The 17,556-nt window shown below is 62.1% G+C and carries 15 protein-coding genes and 1 pseudogene; 7 read left to right on the forward strand and 9 right to left on the reverse strand.

Annotated elements, in window-relative coordinates:
• Window positions 1–67: 67 nt before the first annotated feature.
• The gene (locus A7X77_RS13795) at window positions 68–901 is read left to right on the forward strand and encodes an SDR family NAD(P)-dependent oxidoreductase (RefSeq protein WP_064683471.1); all 834 of its coding nucleotides are present in this window, start codon (window positions 68–70) and stop codon (window positions 899–901) included.
• Here A7X77_RS13795 and A7X77_RS13800 read toward each other — a convergent pair.
• Both A7X77_RS13800 and A7X77_RS13805 read right to left on the reverse strand, forming a co-directional pair.
• Window positions 902–1,690 (reverse strand): annotated as a pseudogene (locus A7X77_RS13800) (class I SAM-dependent methyltransferase); the annotation flags it as partial.
• Between the two features lie 143 nt (window positions 1,691–1,833).
• Window positions 1,834–2,160 carry a hypothetical protein gene (locus A7X77_RS13805; protein ID WP_064683472.1) on the reverse strand — a complete coding sequence of 109 codons (327 nt, stop codon included), beginning with the start codon at window positions 2,158–2,160 and terminating at the stop codon, window positions 1,834–1,836.
• Between the two features lie 197 nt (window positions 2,161–2,357).
• Between A7X77_RS13805 and A7X77_RS13810 the strand changes: the two genes are divergently transcribed.
• Window positions 2,358–2,675 carry a hypothetical protein gene (locus A7X77_RS13810; RefSeq protein WP_064683473.1) on the forward strand — a complete coding sequence of 106 codons (318 nt, stop codon included), beginning with the start codon at window positions 2,358–2,360 and terminating at the stop codon, window positions 2,673–2,675.
• A gap of 114 nt (window positions 2,676–2,789) precedes the next feature.
• The gene (locus A7X77_RS13815) at window positions 2,790–3,467 is read left to right on the forward strand and encodes an HAD-IA family hydrolase (RefSeq protein WP_064683474.1); all 678 of its coding nucleotides are present in this window, start codon (window positions 2,790–2,792) and stop codon (window positions 3,465–3,467) included.
• 28 nt (window positions 3,468–3,495) lie between these two features.
• Here the strand turns inward: A7X77_RS13815 and A7X77_RS13820 are convergent, their stop codons facing one another.
• The 6 genes from A7X77_RS13820 to A7X77_RS13845 all read right to left on the reverse strand — a co-directional run bounded on the left by A7X77_RS13820 (window position 3,496) and on the right by A7X77_RS13845 (window position 12,502).
• Complete coding sequence (locus A7X77_RS13820; protein ID WP_064683475.1) at window positions 3,496–6,153, reverse strand: nitrate reductase; 2,658 nt, start codon at window positions 6,151–6,153, stop codon at window positions 3,496–3,498.
• Window positions 6,153–6,488 carry a nitrite reductase small subunit NirD gene (nirD, locus tag A7X77_RS13825; RefSeq protein WP_156668111.1) on the reverse strand — a complete coding sequence of 112 codons (336 nt, stop codon included), beginning with the start codon at window positions 6,486–6,488 and terminating at the stop codon, window positions 6,153–6,155. Before nirD ends, A7X77_RS13820 begins: the two co-directional genes overlap by 1 nt.
• Before the next feature lie 4 nt (window positions 6,489–6,492).
• Window positions 6,493–8,943, reverse strand: a complete 2,451-nt coding sequence (nirB, locus tag A7X77_RS13830) for a nitrite reductase large subunit NirB (RefSeq protein WP_064683477.1) — start codon at window positions 8,941–8,943, stop codon at window positions 6,493–6,495.
• 18 nt (window positions 8,944–8,961) lie between these two features.
• Complete coding sequence (locus A7X77_RS13835) at window positions 8,962–10,203, reverse strand: MFS transporter (protein WP_064683478.1); 1,242 nt, start codon at window positions 10,201–10,203, stop codon at window positions 8,962–8,964.
• A gap of 393 nt (window positions 10,204–10,596) precedes the next feature.
• Entirely contained in the window at window positions 10,597–11,880 is a 1,284-nt protein-coding gene (locus tag A7X77_RS13840) for a CmpA/NrtA family ABC transporter substrate-binding protein (RefSeq protein ID WP_197486834.1), read from the reverse strand.
• Between the two features lie 34 nt (window positions 11,881–11,914).
• Window positions 11,915–12,502, reverse strand: coding sequence for an ANTAR domain-containing response regulator (locus tag A7X77_RS13845; RefSeq protein ID WP_064683734.1), 588 nt, complete (start codon window positions 12,500–12,502; stop codon window positions 11,915–11,917).
• 358 nt (window positions 12,503–12,860) lie between these two features.
• Here A7X77_RS13845 and A7X77_RS13850 point away from each other — a divergent pair, with 358 nt between their 5' ends.
• The 3 genes from A7X77_RS13850 (at window position 12,861) to A7X77_RS13860 (ending at window position 15,683) form a co-directional block, all read left to right on the forward strand.
• Window positions 12,861–13,520 (forward strand): peroxiredoxin, encoded by a 660-nt coding sequence (locus A7X77_RS13850; protein WP_064683480.1) that lies wholly within the window; start codon window positions 12,861–12,863, stop codon window positions 13,518–13,520.
• A 154-nt stretch (window positions 13,521–13,674) separates the two neighbouring features.
• A complete protein-coding gene (locus A7X77_RS13855) occupies window positions 13,675–14,631 on the forward strand; it encodes a lytic transglycosylase domain-containing protein (protein WP_064683481.1) in 957 nt (318 codons plus the stop codon).
• Between the two features lie 98 nt (window positions 14,632–14,729).
• Complete coding sequence (locus A7X77_RS13860; protein WP_064683482.1) at window positions 14,730–15,683, forward strand: NAD-dependent epimerase/dehydratase family protein; 954 nt, start codon at window positions 14,730–14,732, stop codon at window positions 15,681–15,683.
• Window positions 15,684–15,695: 12 nt separating this feature from the next.
• Here A7X77_RS13860 and A7X77_RS13865 read toward each other — a convergent pair whose 3' ends face one another.
• Complete coding sequence (locus A7X77_RS13865; protein WP_064683735.1) at window positions 15,696–16,964, reverse strand: glycerate kinase type-2 family protein; 1,269 nt, start codon at window positions 16,962–16,964, stop codon at window positions 15,696–15,698.
• Window positions 16,965–17,150: 186 nt separating this feature from the next.
• Here A7X77_RS13865 and A7X77_RS13870 point away from each other — a divergent pair, with 186 nt between their 5' ends.
• Window positions 17,151–17,450 carry a DUF6074 family protein gene (locus A7X77_RS13870; protein WP_064683483.1) on the forward strand — a complete coding sequence of 100 codons (300 nt, stop codon included), beginning with the start codon at window positions 17,151–17,153 and terminating at the stop codon, window positions 17,448–17,450.
• Window positions 17,451–17,556 lie beyond the last annotated feature (106 nt).

Here is a 17,556-nt window from a genome sequence, read left to right on the forward strand (position 1 = left end):
TCCGGGAGGAGATGTGAACTTCCGGACCTGTTTTCGTGCTGGTCAGGCTGAGCCGGAGGAACATGTCATGCGTGATTTCATCGCCCGTCCCGAACATGGAATCGTCTGGATATCGGGCGCGGGTTCCGGCGTCGGCCGGGCGCTCGCGCTGAAGCTCGCCGGCGAGGGATACAAGGTCGCCGTCACCGCCAGAAGCCATGAAAAATTGGTCGAACTGCAGACCGAGGCCAGCGGCCTTGACGGCAGCATCGTCGTTCTCGACGGCGACGTCACCGATGCCGAGGACATGGAACATGTCATGGCCTCCATCGAATACGAGCACGGCACGCTCGCCATGGCGATCCTCAACGCCGGCATCTATCTGCCTGTTCATGCCGAGGACCTGCACCGCGCCGACTTCGAAAAGAGCTTCGCCGTCAATCTTTCCGGCGTCGTCAACTGTCTCTTGCCGGCGATCCGCCATATGAAGGCGAAGGGGCAGGGGCAGATCGCCATCGTCTCCTCCGTTACCGGCTATGGCGGCCTGCCGATGGGCGCTGCCTATGGCGCCACCAAGGCGGCGCTGATCAACATGGCCGAAAGCCTGAAATTCGATCTCGACAAGATGGGCATCCGCATCCAGCTCGTCAGCCCGGGCTTCATCGATACCCCTGCGACAGGCAAGAGCGCCTTGCCGATGACGGCGCTGGTGTCGCCCGAGGAGGCCGCCCGGCAGATCGCAGCCGGACTGAAATCGCAGGCGTTCGAGATCACTTTCCCCGGCCGCTTCACCACGATGCTGAAGCTTGCGCGTCTGCTTCCCTACGGCGCTTATTTCCCGCTGGTGAACCGCTTGACCGGCTGGCGCGAACGGCCGTCATCGGCAGGTCACCATCCGGCGACACCGCATCCGGCGGAATGATCAGCTGCGCCAGAACACCACCTGGCGCACATCGATATTGCGGGCCGGAAACCGGCTTCGCAATAGAACAGATAAAATTCCCAGAGCCCGCTTGTGAAACGCTCGTCGAAGCCCATCGGACGGATGCGTTCCCAGAACGACCGGAAGCGCTCGCGCCATTCGGCAAGCGTACGGGCGTAATCGAGCCCGAAGCTGAAGTCCCTGACCAGTGATAGATCGACCTTGCCGGCGAGCTCGGCCAGGTGGTCGCGCGTCGGCAGCATGCCGCCGGGAAAGACATATTTCTGAATGAGAGTCGGGATTGCTGCGATACTGGTCGAAGGCTTCAGGCCGGATGGTGATGATCTGCAGGCCGGCCTTGCCGCCCGGCTTCAGACATTGCCGGAGCTTGGAGAAATAGAACCGCCAATATTTCTCGCCGACCGCCTCGAACATCTCGATCGAGACGATCCGGTCGTAGAGGCCGGCTTCATCACGGTAATCCTGAAAACGGAATCCGACGCGATCGCCAAGACCGGCCTTTTCGATGCGCGCTTCGGCGTAGGCGAACTGCTCCCGGCTGATCGTCAGCCCGGTGACCTTGCAGTTCAGCTCGCCGGCTGCGAATTCGGCAAAACCGCCCCAACCGCAGCCGATCTCCAGCACGTGATCCCCGGCCCTGATGCCGGTCGCCTCGGCAAGTGCGCGGTATTTGGCATTCTGCGCCGATTGCAGGTCGTTGGCGCCGGTTGAATAGAGAGCGGAGGAATAGGTCATGCTCGGGTCGAGCCATTCCCTGTAGAACTCGTTGGAATCGATTTTCAGGCTGCTCCGCATCTACGGAATGGTCGGATCAAGAAGCTTCATCCGAAGAGAAAGGGCTTTGGGTGATCGCCGCGACGTGAAAAAGGCCGGCGTAAACCGGCCTTTTCTCAAAGCGGGCGAAGGCCTGCTCAGTTGTCGTATTCGCGGCATGCTTCGCTGATCGAAGCGCCGCTCTGACCGCCACGGGTGTCGACGCCCGACATCTGCTGCGGCATGCCGGGGCATTCCATCGTCTGGGGCCGGCCGATGCTCTGTGTCGTGGTCGGATCGACCGGGGCCACCTGCACCGGACGGATGCCGTTGTCACTGTTGGTGTAATCCGATGAATAATTACCCGAACTCGGATCGGTCGAGCCGCCATTCGTCGGTCCGATCGGATCGGGGTTCGACTGGGCAAAGGCCGACGATGCCATGCCGATCGCGAGCAGCGAAGCGGCGATAAGGGATTTGGTCATGAGGATATCCTCCTTTGATTTTCATCTTGGATGACTCTGGTGTAACTGCGTCACGGAATCATTGTTCCGATATTTGCGAAAAACCTGCACGCTGGCCTTGCATGGTTACGCTAAACCTTAACGGGCGAAGCCGCTGGATCGCTGCCACTGCCTGTCTTAGGGCATGACGAACCGCCAATCCGCAGCATGAGGCCACTATGTTCGTTTCTCCCCGCGAGGCCGCAGATATCGGTCTGCAGATTGCGCTTTCACTTGCTTTGACGGCAGGTGGCATGGCGATCGCCTCCGCGGCTATGGGAGGCGAAAGAGCCGGCATTTCCGCGATCGACGTCAGCCGCCCCTTGTTATGGACCGTCATTCCGACGCGCGTCGATCCGAAGGCACAGTCCTATCTGCGGGCCGACGCGCCGGCCGACCTGGAGCTTGCCGCCCGCACCGGCGACCTCTGCCATGACCGGATCGGCCTTCGCCTCTCCTGCGACCTGATCGCGGCTTCGGATATCGCCGCTTTTTAGGGCAGATTGCGACATCGTCGCCTCCACGATCGAAAGCTTGCAAAACATGGCGATTTGCCGTTTCATCGCGCCCAGCGATCGCCACCCGACTCTTTTCCCGAAGGATTCAGCCTTTTGTCCCAGCCGATGCCCCGTGGCTTCGAGAAGCCTTATGCCGCCTTCCTGTTCGATATGGACGGCACCATCCTCAATTCGATCCGTGCGGCCGAACGGGTGTGGAGCGACTGGGCAAGGCGTCAGGGGCTCGATGTCGCCGACTTTCTGCCGAAGATGCATGGTTCGCGCGGCGTCGACACGATCGCCCGGCTGAATTTGCCGGGCGTCGATCCCGAACATGAAGCGAGGCTGGTGACAGAGGCCGAAATCGCCGATGTCAGCGACGTTGTTGCCATTTCCGGTGCGGCGGCATTCCTGAGTTCGCTGCCGCCGGATCGCTGGGCGATCGTTACCTCTTCGCCCTTGCGTCTTGCTCGCCGGCGGCTGGAGGCTGCAGGCCTGTCGCTGCCGAAATTCATGGTGACGGCGGAGGACGTCAAGGTCGGAAAACCCGATCCGCAATGTTATATTCTCGGCGCCGAACGCCTCGGCGTCAGCACGCAGGATTGCCTGGTGTTCGAGGATGTCGCAGCCGGCATCATCGCCGGCGAGGCGGCGGGCACGGATGTCATGGTGGTGACGGCAACCCATCACCAGAAGATGGAGACGTTGCATCCGACCCTCGCATCCTACGACGAAATTTCGGTGCGCATCTCGACCGATCACAAGATGTTTATCGTCCCGAACGTGGCTTGATCTCGGGCCGCGTAACCGTTGCTGCCTTTCACTCCGCGGCCGCGGCAAGACAGCGATCGATGATCCGGCCGATTTCGCCGCGGCAGGAGCCGCAATTGGTTCCGGCGCTCGTTTCCTTGCCGATCGCTTCTACGCTGTGGCATCCGCCGCGCACGGCGGCAGCGATCTGGTTGACCCCGACGCTGAAGCAGGAGCAGACGGTGGCGCCCGGATCCGGTCTGCCGGCCCCGGGACGGCCGGCGACGAGCGCGAAGCGTTTCCTGAGGTCGCCATGCGTGGCGGAGAGCTGCGAGATCGCCCAGTTGCGTGCCACGGCGACCGGCTCGCGGGCGAGGAACAGTGCGGCGAGCAAGGTCTCGCCGTCGAAGAAGGCGAGCCGGAGGTCACCGGTTTGGCGGTCGGCATAACCCAGCGGTTCGATTTCGTCGGGAATGGCGAAAACCGCGCGACACCAGGCCGTCCAGTCCTCAACAGCTTCTTCGAAGGCAAGCTCCAGTCGCCAGCCGCCCTCGGCTTTCGCCAGCGCCCAATAGGCCGCGTCAGGCGTGGCGGGTTTGGTCGCCGAGACGGCGAAGCCGTAATGCGCGGCGCGGAAGGGCCGGACGGCTACCGCAACATTCTTTGACGCCGGCTGACCGGAAACCGGATCCGTGATCGGCGCGACCACGGCGTCGATCCGCGCTTTTGCCGCGAACTGGTCGTTCCAGTGCATCGGCACGAAAATGCCGCCGCGCGCCTGGCGCTCGGTCACCAGCGCCCGGACGATCGCCTTGCCGTGCGGGCTGTCGATCTCGACGAGGCCGGCGCTCGATATACCGGCCTCAATCGCATCGCGCGGATGGATCTCGGCGAAGGGTTCGGCAATATGGGCGGAAAGCCTTGCGCTCTTTCCGGTTCGCGTCATCGTGTGCCACTGGTCGCGGATGCGTCCGGTATTCAGCGTGAAGGGGAAGTCGGCATTGGTGCGATCGGTTGCCAGCGGTTCGACCGCGACGAAGCGCGCCTTGCCATCGGCATGGTAGAAACCGCCATCGGCGAAGAAGCGGGTGACGCCGGGCGCGTTCCCCTCCGCCTGCGGCCATTGGAAGGGCGACAGTTCGTCATAGGCGGCGCCGGTCATGCCGGCACGGGCGCCGATGTCGAAGTCGCGGCTGCCGTTGTTTTCGAAGGCGGAAAGGGCGGCGTGTTCGGCGAAGATTTCGGCCGGCGCATTGAAATCGAATGCGGCGGCAAATCCCATGCGGCGTCCAACCTCGGCAAGCTGCCACCAGTCGGCCTTCGCATCGCTGGGAATGCCGAGAAAAGGTCGCTGCCTGGAAATGCGCCGTTCGGAATTGGTGACGGTGCCGTCCTTCTCGCCCCAGCCGAGCGAGGGCAGAAGCACCTGTGCGTGCCGGGCCGTATCCGTCTCCCTCAGTATGTCGGAGACGACGACGAAGGGACAGGCGGCAATCGCGCTTTCGACGCTATCGGCATCCGGCATCGAGACGACGGGATTGGTGGCCATGATCCAGAGCGCCTTGATGCGCCCGTCGGCGACTGCACGGAACATGTCGACCGCCTTCAGCCCTGGCTTTGCAGCGATAACCGGCGATTCCCAAAAGCGCTGAACGCGGTCGCGGTCTTCAGGGTTTTCGATCGCCATATGGGCGGCGAGCATGTTGGCGAGACCGCCGACTTCGCGACCGCCCATGGCGTTCGGCTGGCCGGTCAGCGAGAAGGGGCCCATGCCCGGGCGGCCGATGCGGCCGGTCGCCAGATGGCAGTTGAGGATGGCATTGACCTTATCGGTGCCGGAGGAGGATTGGTTGACGCCCTGGCTGTAGCAGGTGACGACCTTCGACGTCGTCTCGAACAGTCGGAAGAATTCCCGGATCTGCATGGCCGGAAGGCCGGTCCGTTCAAGGAGATCGTTGATATCAAGTGCTGCGGCGGCCGCAAAGGCGCCGGCGAAGCCTTCCGTATGGGAGGCGATATAATTCTGGTCGATCGCAGGGCTTGTCGCGAGATGGGCGAGCAGCCCCATGAACAGCGCGACGTCGCCGTCCGGGCGGATGGCCAGATGCAGGTCGGCGATATCGCATGTCATTGTCCGGCGCGGATCGATGACCACGATGCGCATGTTCGGCCGCGCCGCTTTTGCGGCGGCAAGCCGCTGGTAGATGACGGGATGACACCAGGCGAGGTTGGAGCCGGTGAGCACCACGAGATCCGCAAGCTCGATATCCTCATAGGTCCCTGGTACGGTATCGGCGCCGAAGGCGCGGCGATGCCCCGCCACGGACGAGGACATGCAGAGCCTGGAATTGGTGTCGATATTGGCCGAACCGATGAAGCCTTTCATCAGCTTGTTGGCGAGGTAATAATCTTCGGTCAGCAACTGCCCCGAGACGTAGAAGGCGACGGAATCAGGCCCGTGTTCGGCGATCGTTTCGGAAAAACGCCGGGCGACCAAATCGAGAGCCTCGTCCCAGTCGCAGCGTTCGCCTGCGATTTCGGGATAAAGAATCCGGCCGTCGAGATCGATGGTTTCGGCAAGCGCCGAACCCTTTGAGCAGAGCCGGCCGAAATTCGACGGATGCTCCGGGTCTCCCTTGACGCTGACGGCGCCGGCCTCGTCGACCGTGGCGATAACGCCGCAGCCGACGCCGCAATAGGGGCAGGTGGTCTTGACCTCAGCCGCCATTATTCAGCCGCCATCATCAAGCTTTCGAGTGCGATGAACAGGGCGCCGTCCTCGTTGCGAACCGGTATGGTCCGCACCTCGCCCTCGTCGGCGCCGAGCGCTTTGCCGGTTTCGAGAGAGACCACCCAATTGTGCAGAGGGCAGGTGACGGCCTTGGCATGCACGATGCCCTGGGAGAGCGGGCCGCCCTTGTGCGGGCAGTGGTCCTCGATGGCGAAGACCTCGTTTTCGGCCGTACGGAATACGGCGATCTTGCCCTGCGGCGTCTTCACGCAGCGCGCGCCGCGCAGGGGAATATCGGAGATGTCACCGATCGCGATCCAATTCATGTCCATCTCCTTACTCGGCTGCCTGCGGATAGCCGATCGTCGCCATCGGCTTGAATTCATGCTTGTCCTTGCCGGAGACGCGCTCCGACCAGGGATCGACCTGGGCGAATTTTTGGCTGAAGACGAAGCGCTCGTAATAGGCCTTGCGCTTTTCGGCATCGTCCATGATCTGGCGGCGGATTTCGTCCAGGCCGACGCGCTTGGCCCATTTGTAGATGCGCTCGAGATAGCGGGCCTGCTCGCGGTACATCTGCGTCAATGCCACGATATGCTCCAGCGCCTCGTCCTCGGTCTTCACCAGGCCCAGCACTTCGGTGCCCTTGATGTCGAGACCGGCGGCACCGGCGAAATGGATCTCGAAACCGGAATCCACGCAGATCACGCCGATATCCTTGCAGGTCGCTTCGGCGCAATTGCGCGGGCAGCCCGACACGGCCATCTTCAGCTTGGCCGGTGTCCATGAGCCCCACATGAATTTCTCGATGCGGATGCCGAGACCGGTCGAATCCTGCGTGCCGAAGCGGCACCAGTCCGAACCAACGCAGGTCTTCACCGTGCGCAAGCCCTTGGCATAGGCCTGGCCGGAGACGAAACCGGCTTTGCCGAGATCGGCCCAGACGGCGGGGAGGTCTTCCTTCTCGATGCCGAGCAGGTCGATGCGCTGGCCGCCCGTCACCTTCACCATCGGGATCTCGAACTTGTCGACGACATCGGCGATGGCGCGCAGCTCGTTCGAGTTGGTGACGCCGCCCCACATGCGCGGCACGACGGAATAGGTGCCGTCCTTCTGGATGTTGGCGTGGACGCGCTCATTGATGAAACGCGACTGGTAGTCGTCGGCATATTCGTCCGGCCAGTCGCAGACAAGGTAATAATTGAGCGCCGGCCGACACTTGGCGCAGCCGCAGGAGGTCTTCCATTCCAATTCCTGCATGACGGCGGGAATGCTCTTCAGACCTTTCGCCTTGATCAGTCGGCGAACATCGTCGTGGCCGAGTTCTGTGCAGGTGCACATCGGCTGCACGGCGGCCGGATTGTAGCCGTCGCCAAGCGTCAGCGCCATCAGCTGTTCGACGAGGCCGGTGCAGGAGCCGCAGGAGGCGGACGCCTTGGTATGGGCGCGCACGTCGTCCAGCGACGTCAGTCCTTTGCTCGTGATCGTCGAGGTGATCTTGCCCTTGCATACGCCGTTGCAGCCACAGATTTCCGCGTCATCCGGCAAGGCTGCAACGGCCGCCATAGGGTCCAGCGGCGACCCTCCCTGATAGGCCTGACCGAAGATCAGCGTCTCGCGCATCTCCGAAATGTCGGTGGCCTTCTTCTTCAGATCGTTGAACCAGGCGCCATCGGCGGTCTCGCCGTAAAGCACGGTGCCGATGATCTTGTTGTCCTTCAGCACCAGGCGCTTGTAGACGCCGGCGCTGGCATCGCGCAGCACGATCTCCTCGCGGTCGTCGCCATCGGCGAAATCGCCGAGCGAATAGAGTTCGATGCCGGTGACCTTGAGCTTGGTCGGGGTGTCCGCATGCACGAAAGCCGGCGAACGGTCGCCGGAGAGATGCGCTGCGGCGATGCGGGCCATTTCGTAGAGCGGCGCGACGAGGCCGTAGACCATGCCGCCGACTTCGGCGCATTCGCCGAGCGCAAAGATATCGCCGTCCGAAGTCTGCATGCCGGCATCGACGACGATGCCGCGATTGACCGCAAGACCGGCGTCCTTCGCCAGGCCGACGCTCGGACGAATGCCGACGGCCATGACGACGAGGGTCGCCGGGATGATGCGGCCGTCGTCGAGTTCGACGCCCTCAACCTTGCCGTTGCCGATGATCGCCTTGGTATTGGCCTTGCAGATGACCTTGATGCCGCGTTCCTCGACCGCCTTTTGCAAGAGATAGCCGGCGGCGGGATCGAGCTGGCGCTCCATCAGCGTCGGCATGACGTGCAGCACAGTGACGTCCATGCCGCGCTGGGCAAGGCCGGCCGCCGCTTCGAGGCCAAGAAGACCGCCGCCGATGACGACCGCCTTTTCGCGCGACTGGGCGGCAAGCAGCATGGCCTGCACGTCGTCGAGATCGCGATAGGTGATGACGCCGGGCAGATCCTTGCCGGGAACCGGGATGATGAAGGGCACGGAACCGGTGGCGATGACCAGCTTGTCGTAGCTTTCGGTGACGCCGTGGTCGGAGGTGACCGTCTTGGCGGCGCGATCGATATTGACGATCTTGTGGCCCTTGTAGAGCATGATGCCATGCTTGATGTACCAGCCGTCACCGTGAATGATGATCTGCTCGTAGTCCTTCTCTCCGGAGAGAACCGGCGACAGCATGATGCGGTCGTAATTGACGCGCGGCTCGGCATTGAAGATCGTGACGTCATAGCGTCCGGGCGCCCGTTCGAAGAGGTGCTCCAGCATGCGCCCCGGCGCCATGCCATTGCCGATGATGACGAGTTTTTCGGTCATACGTTCAGGTCCCTTGGATTAGGTTGCAGGCACGGGCGCGGAGTGCCCTTGGCGCGACAGTTGCTTGACGGACAGGTGCATCCAGATCAGCGAGATCGCGACGATTGCGAAGAGCAGCAGGAAGCAGCTGGACCAGAGGCCAGTCATGTCCTTGAGGAGGCCGAAGGCGATCGGCAGGATGAAGCCGCCGAGACCGCCCATCATGCCGACGACGCCGCCGACGGCGCCGACGCTGTCAGGATAGTAGCCCGGGATGTGCTTGTAGACGGCGGCCTTGCCGAGGCTCATGAAGAAGCCGAGCACGAAGATGACGACGATGAAGATCACGGGCGTGATGGTCGCGGGCGGCAGCGACAGGATGAGCGTGGCCACAGCCGACACGGCGAACATCGCATACATCACGCTGCGTGCGCCTTTCTTATCCGACAGCACGCCGCCGAAGGCGCGGAAGATGCTGCCCGGGATCGAGTAGGCCGCCGCAATCATGCCGGCAGTTTCGAGGTTGAAGCCGTAGACGCCAACCAGATAACGCGGCAGCCACAGCGACAGGGCGACGAAGCCGCCGAAGGCGAAGAAATAGTAGAGCGAGAAGCGCCAGACCTGGACGTTCTGCAGCGGTGCGAATTCCTGGGCTAGGCTCTTCGAGGCGGCGCCGCGCTCGCGGCGAAGACGGAAGGCCGGATCGTCCGTGGTGGTGAACCAGAAGACGATGGCCATCAGCGCCAGACAGACGGCCCAGATTTCCGCAACCGCCTGCCAGCCCCAGGCGATCAGAACGAAGGGAGCGACGAATTTGGTCACAGCCGCGCCGACATTGCCGGCGCCGAAGATGCCGAGCGCCGTTCCCTGCTTCTCCGCCGGGAAGAACGGCGAGACATAGGCGACGCCGACCGCGAAGGAGCCACCTGCAAGCCCGACGCCGAGGCCGGCGATCAGCATCTGCGTATAGGTGTGGGCGTAGGAGAGCAGGAAGGTCGCCACTGCGGCGGCAAGCATCGTCAGTGTGTAAACAAGCCGGCCGCCGTAACGCCCCGTCCAGATACCGAGCACGATGCGCACGAGCGAACCGGTCAGAACCGGGGTGCCGATCAACAATCCGAACTCAGCCTCGTTGAGGTTGAGCTCCTGCTTGATACGGACGCCGATGATCGCAAAGATCGTCCAGACGGCGAAACAGAGGGTGAAGGCAACCGTGGAGATCCACAATGCTTTGGCTGGTTCGCCGGCGGACATGGGCTGCGCTTTTTCGTAGACAGACATGGCTTCTCCGCGGCCCGACAAGGTCGCGCCGATCCATCGCTGGGGTTAAAAACAAAAAAGCCGCTGGTCAGGCTGCGCTGCACGAAGTGCGCGAAATATCCTGATCAGCAGCTTTGCTGGTGGCGCCCGCCGTTGGACGTCGAATTCTTGGTCTTCTGCGAGCGCCTATTGCGCTCTCATACTGCGCTGATCGCCATTGATCTGTGCGCTAATAGCCTTGCAAACTGCGTGCCAGTTTCGCCTCTCTCGTTTAAGTTATTGAATATAAAAGGAATTTATAATGGGTTTCCGTCTGCACGTTTTTGTGTCTGCCAAAAAACATGCAAATCTTTTGTGCGTTGCGGTGGTGGCGTGCGTCGAACTCTGCTGGCGTTTTGTGCAGGCCGGCATGGATCAGGTCTCTTCGCTGTCGGGGGTGAAGGGCAGGGCGCTCTTGACGGCAAAGCGCGCCACGTAGTCCGGCAGTTCCGTCGGATCGAAAACGTGGCCGTCCATGAAGCGGTCGCCCTCGTCATTGCCTTCGATGCGGATATCGGCGTCGTCAGGTGCGTTGGCGTCGCCGAGAGCGGTGCGATAGAGATCGGGGCGGTAAGCGGAGGCGGCGGCCCGCGCCTTGATGAGACTGGCTTCGGCCTGCCCCCAGCGCATCATCTGGCTGTAAATCCACAGCGCATGGCTCGGCCGGGGATAATTGGCGAAGCCGGAATGAAACTGGAAATAATCGGCGATGATGCGCCGGTTTCCTCTGGCGTCGAGGCTGAATTCGCCGGAAAGAACGCGACGAATGATGCCGACGGGGGCGGCGATATAGCGCGGATCGGCGAGAGCGGCGGCCAGCGCATCGTGATTGTCCGGCAGGTCGCACCAGCGGGCTGCCGCGTCAAGCGCGACGATCAGCCGGGAGACGGTCTCCGGATGGCTTTCCACCCAGTCCGGGCGCATGCCGATCACCTTTTCCGGGGCTGACGGCCAGATATCCTGTTTGGCGGCGACAATGCGTCCGAGGCCGCGCTCCGAGGCGACCATGTTCCACGGCGCGCCGACGCAGAAACCGTCGATTGCGCCAGCCGCCAGTGCGTCCGATGTCAGAGGCGGCGGCACCACAACGAGCTTGACGTGCCTGTCGGGATCGATACCGCCGGCCGCCAGCCAGTAGCGGAATTCGTAATTGTGCGAGGAGAAGGGATAGGTGACCCCGAAGGTCGGCAAAGGCTCGCCGCGCGCCTTCATTGCCGCGATCGTCTTGGCCAAAGCATGGGCGTTCTCCAGCGCGCTTGCCGTTTCCGGCAATGCGGCGTCATCCCGCATCCTGTCGAAGAGCCGCGTCGACAGCGTGATCGCATTGCCGCCGCGCCCGAGGGAAAACGGCGTGATCGTCGGCGACGGATTGGAGCCGAGACCGAGCATGGAGGCGACCGGCATCGGCGACAGCATATGGGCGATATCGAATTGGCGGAATGCCAGGCGGTCACGGACATTCGCCCAGGAGACGTCCTTGACGAGATCGAGCGTCAGGCCTTCCTTCTGGGCGAAACCGAATTCCGCCGCCGCGATCAGCACCGAGGCATCGACGAGCGGAATGAAACCGGCCCGCAGCACTTTCGGCCCTTCATTGTCGATGCGCGCGGGCGAGGGCAGCCCGCCGCTGGAACTGACGGTCTTCGTCATCATATCCACTCCGGTTTCCTCCGGAAATTTAGGCGGCCCGCCATCACATCAAAAGTCCCGCGGCGGTGACCACACTCTGGGCGATTTCCGACATCTTCTTCTTTTCGTTCATCGCCGTCTGCCGCAGCAGGGCGAAGGCCTCTTCCTCGGAGAGACCGCGCATCTTCATCAATATCCCCTTTGCGCGCTCGATGAGCTTGCGTTCCTCCAGCGCCGAGCGGGCATCGGCAAGCTCCCGCCGCAGCCGGCTGAAGGCATTGAAGCGGCTGACGGCCATGTCGAGGATCGGTTTGACGCGTTCCTTCTTCAATCCGTCGACGATATAGGCGGAGACCCCGGCATCGACCGCCGCCTCGATCGAGGCCGTGTCGGAGCGATCGACGAACATGGCGATCGGACGGCTGACTGTGCGCGTCAGCTGGAACAGATGCTCCATCATGTCGCGGTTGGGATTCTCGATATCGATGATGATCACATCGGGCATCAGCGTTTCGATGGTTCGCGCGATGCCGTTGACCTCATGCACCACAGTGACGCGCTTATGCCCTGCCTCGCGCAGCCCTTCTTCGATAATGGAGGCGCGAATGGCATTTTCGTCGATCACCAGAATCGTCAGATCGAGATGCGTCATGCTCTTATTTATGACGCGGTGCAGCAATTTTGGCAAGATATCCGCCCGAAAACTGTGCACAAATAAACGCGCACAAAAATTAATCAGCGTGCCTTACTTTCGGGCGCCCGTTCTTTCGTCGCGTCGACCACGCGGGGAAAAATAATGCCGGCGCAGGCTGCAAATCGAAAGAGCATGCCTTCGGTTCTCGTGGTATATATTTTAAAGAAATGCAGCGAAAACTTTGGGATGGGAGAGTTTTTGCCTCGTAGCTGGTGCACCCCCTGGCGATCGCAATTTTATCACGACTGCGGCAGGCAGTTCCCATGACCGCCATTTGAGATAACGAAAACCCAACAACGGCTTTGGAGGGCCGACCATGAGCTTACGTATCAACGACATCGCTCCCGACTTTACCGCCGACACCACGCAGGGACCGGTCAGCTTCCATGACTGGATTGGCAACGGTTGGGCCGTTCTGTTCTCTCATCCGAAGAATTTCACGCCCGTCTGCACGACCGAGCTCGGCGTCATGGCTGGCCTCGCGGGCGAATTTGCCAAGCGCGGCGTCAAGATCATTGGCATCTCGGTCGATCCGGTCGAAAGCCATGCCAAATGGAAGGGCGACATTAAGACCGCGACCGGCTTCGACGTTGATTATCCGCTGATCGGCGACAAGGATCTCAAGGTCGCCAAACTCTACGACATGCTGCCGGCCGGCGCCGGCGAGAGCTCAGAAGGCCGTACGCCTGCCGACAATGCGACGGTGCGTTCTGTCTTCATCATCGGCCCGGACAAGAAGATCAAGCTGATCCTGACCTACCCGATGACGACCGGCCGCAATTTCAACGAGATCCTGCGCGCCATCGATTCCATTCAGCTGACGGCAAAGCACCAGGTGGCGACGCCGGCAAACTGGAAGCAGGGCGAGGATGTCATCATCACCGCGGCAGTGTCCAACGAAGACGCGATCACGCGTTTCGGCTCCTTCGATACGGTTCTGCCCTATCTCAGGAAGACGAAGCAGCCGACGGCCTGATCGCTGTTTTTATTCAAGCTATTTGCAAGCCGCCGCGGCCATATGGTTCGGCGGCTTTTTCGTGCCGGCATTGCGCAAAATGGGGAAGCTTCGCGCCTCGATTGATGTTATTTAGGCTCAGCGTCGCGATGGAAGTCGAACCTGCCGAGATCCGATGATAGGGCGAAAACGTCAGTCCGACATGGGGAGGAGATTGGCGAAGGTCCTGCTTTCGCTCTGCTTCCTGTTTTCCACGGCGGACACGCCAAAGGCCCAGCCGGAAGGAAGTGATACGCCACCGGCCTGCCTCTATTCCGGGCCTGCTGCCTCGGGCTCAGGCGAGACGCTCTGCATCCGCCAGGACAGTTTCAATCGTGACCTCTGCGCTGCGATCGAGCATTTCGCCGAGGCCAATCGGTTGCCGCCGGCGTATTTCGCCCGCCTCATCTGGCGGGAAAGCACCTTTCGCCCTGATGCGGTGAGTTTCAAGGGAGCGCAGGGCATTGCGCAGTTCATGCCCGGCACGGCGAAACTGCGCGGCCTCGAAGACAGCTACCAGGTGCTGGAAGCACTGCGGAAATCGGCGCAATATCTCGACGAATTGCGCAATCGTTTCGGCAATCTCGGCCTTGCCGCCGCCGCCTATAATGCCGGCGAAAACGGCCTTGCCGCTTATCTTACGTCAGGAAGGTTACCTTACGAGACGCGCGGCTATGTGATGGCGATCACCGCCCATACGGTCGAGGAATGGAAGGATAATCCGCCGGAAAATGCGGCAGCCCCGCTCGACAAGGACAAGCCTTTTCTCGATGGCTGCGTGGCGCTAGCCGAAAGGCGGAGGTTGAAGGACACGCCCTGGCATCAGGAGGGCAACTGGGCGCCCTGGGGCGTTCAACTGGCGGCGAACGCCGATGTCGCGGTGGCACGGCGTCTTTTTCGCGATGCCGTGCAGGATCTGCCTCCACCTTTGGATGCGGAACAGCCGCTGATCCTGCGCCAGCGCGACCGCAGCTTCGGCTTCCGCCCGCGTTATGTCGCCCGCATCGCCCGGCAGACGCGTCTGGAAGCCAACGACCTCTGCAACCAGATCCGCCGGCACGGCGGCACCTGTCTCGTTTTCAAAAATCGATAGCAGGGCGGCTTCCGCATTCTGAGACGAAAAGTCCGCTTGCGGGATCGCCGGCTGGAGCAGCATAGTCTCGCGGGTTCACGGCTAAGGAGGGACGACAAATGCGGGTTTTGGTCATTGGGGCGACGGGCCATGTCGGAACCTATCTCGTTCCCCGTCTGGTGGAGGCGGGTCACGACGTCGTCACCATCAGCCGCGGTGCGGCAAAGCCATATACGGCAAGCCGCGCCTGGGCCTTCGTCAACCAGCGGCAGATGGATCGCGCCGGGATGGAGCGTTCCGGCGAATTCGGCCAAGCCGTACGCGCATTGAAAGCCGATATCGTCATCGACATGATCTGCTTCACGCTGGAAAGTGCCGAGCAGCTGGTGACGGCCTTGTCCGGGCATGTCGACCATTTCCTGCACACCGGCACGATCTGGACGCATGGGTACCCCACGACGGTGCCGACACGCGAGGAAGCTCCGAAGTCCCCGTTCGGTGACTATGGTATCCAGAAGGCGGCGATCGAAACCTATCTGCTGCAGCAGGCAAGGCTGCAAGGCTTCCCGGCAACCATCATCCATCCCGGCCATATTGTCGGCACCGGATGGGCGCCGCTCAATCCGGCCGGCAATTTCAACCTGCAGGTCTTCTCGACCCTCGCGCGGGGCGAAGCCCTGGCGCTGCCTAATTTCGGCTTGGAGACCGTTCATCACGTCCATGCCGATGACGTGGCGGCGATGTTCATGGATGCAATTGCCCACTGGAACGCGTCGATCGGTGAGAGTTTCCACGCGGTTTCCGAGCAGGCCCTGACCCTTCGCGGTTATGCGGAAGCCATGTCGCGCTGGTTCGGGCGGGAGCCGAACCTGACCTTCGCGCCGTTCGACGCCTGGGCCGAGGGCCAGACGGACGAGGATGCGGAGGCGACATGGGAGCATATCGCGCGTAGTCCGAATTGCTCGATCGCCAAAGCCGCACACCTGCTCGGCTACACGCCGCGATATACCTCGCTGCAGGCGGTGCAGGAATCGGTCGGCTGGCTGGTCGGGCAGGGGCGGATCAAGACCTGAGCCGGCCGGGTCTTATGCGATCAGGATAGCTCTGAAGTCATTGACGTTGGTTCCGGTCGGGCCGGTTTCGAAGAGATCGCCGACGGCGGCAAAGCCTGAGTAGCTGTCATTGCCATCGAGCAGCCGGCGCGCATCGAGCCCGGCGGCGCGAAGGCGCTTGATCGTGCCGCCATCGGCAAAGGCGCCGGCATTGTCCTCCGAGCCGTCGATACCGTCCGTGTCCGCAGCAAGGAGATGAATGCCTTTCTGTCCGTCGATTGCGAGCGCCATGGCCAGTGCGAATTCGCCGTTGCGTCCGCCCTTGCCGCCCTTGGCCCGGAGCGTCACCGTCGTTTCGCCGCCGGACAGGATAACGACCGGCTTCGAAAAAGGCCTGTTCCGGCCGAGCACCTCGCGGGCGATCGCCGCATGCACTAGCGCCACATCGCGCGATTCACCTTCGATCGCATCCGAAAGGATCGCCGGTTCTATCTTTTGCGATTTGGCCAAGGTGGCAGCAGCCTCCAGTGATACGCCGGCCGAGGCAATGATGTGGTGCTCGTGCCGTGAAAACACCGGATCATCCGGCTGCGGCGCATCGGCCTTCGGCGAGTTCAGATGATCAATGGCGGCTTGCGGCAGCTGCAAACCGTATTGCCTGATGATCTCGAGGGCCTCGTGCCGTGTCGAAGCGTCGGGCACCGTCGGCCCGGAGGCGACATGGGCGGGATTGTCGCCCGGAATGTCGGAAACAATCAGGCTGACGACCCTCGCCTTCGTCGCCGCCGCAAGTCTGCCGCCCTTGATGGTCGAGAGATGCTTGCGCACGACATTCATCGCCGAGATCGGCGCGCCCGAAGCAAGCAGCACTTCGTTGAGTGCAATCTCGTCTTCAAGAGTCAGCCCCTCCGGCGGGGCGGGGAGCAGCGCCGAGCCGCCGCCGCAGATCAAGGCAATCACCAAATCGTCTTCCGTCAGCCGGTTCACCGTTTCCATCAACCGCCTTGCTGCGGCAAGCCCTGCCGCATCGGGCACCGGGTGGGCCGCCTCGATGATTTCGGTATGGTGCGTGTCGCAGCCATAGCCGTATCGTGTGACCACCAGTCCCTCGAGCGGCCCGTCCCAGACGCTTTCGAGCGCCTGCGCCATCTGCGCCGCGCCCTTGCCGGCGCCGATCACCACGGTTCTGCCTTTCGGCTTCTCCGGCAGGCGGGCCTTTATGCCGGTCAGCGGATCGGCGGCGCGAACCGCCGCGTCGAACAGGCTTTTCAGGAAATCGCGGGGGGCGTCGGTTATTGTCATCATTGGTCTCTGCCGGCTGAGGTGTCGGTCACGACTGTCGGCGCATCGGCCTGCCGCCGTCAAGGTCGAAGACAGTGCGATGTGACCACGCGGTACCACGTCTTGCCGTCGAACCAGGCAAACGAATAGAAAGCATTAACCATCGTCCCGTAGACAACATAGAGGATCAAAGGAAACCTGTGTTCGATGGCCACTGAAACGACCCGCCGCCCCGCTGCCTCTCATGAAGGCAAGGTTATTGCCTTTCCCTCCGGAACCGGAATCGCCAATATCGAACGCTGCGCCCGAGAGCTCGGCCGTCGGCATGGTGCGGAGGCGATCGAATTCTGGAAGACCGAATGCCGCAGGCTCGCTGATCAGCTTTTGGCCGCAGGGATTTCTGAGAGCGAGGTCGGTCGGCGGGTGCTGGAGTTTCAACAAGATGTCCAGATCGAGCTCGTCCTAAGCCACCAAAAGCGGGCTGTTGCGAAGTCTCAGAAAGGCTGACGCGCGTCGTCGGATGTGTGGCGGCCGTGAAGACAATGTTTTAAGAACAACGATTTAAGGCCATGCACGTGCATCTGGTCTAATGCAATGTGCTGTAGCGGCAACC

Source organism: Rhizobium bangladeshense (assembly GCF_001662075.1).
Classification (GTDB): domain Bacteria; phylum Pseudomonadota; class Alphaproteobacteria; order Rhizobiales; family Rhizobiaceae; genus Rhizobium; species Rhizobium bangladeshense_B.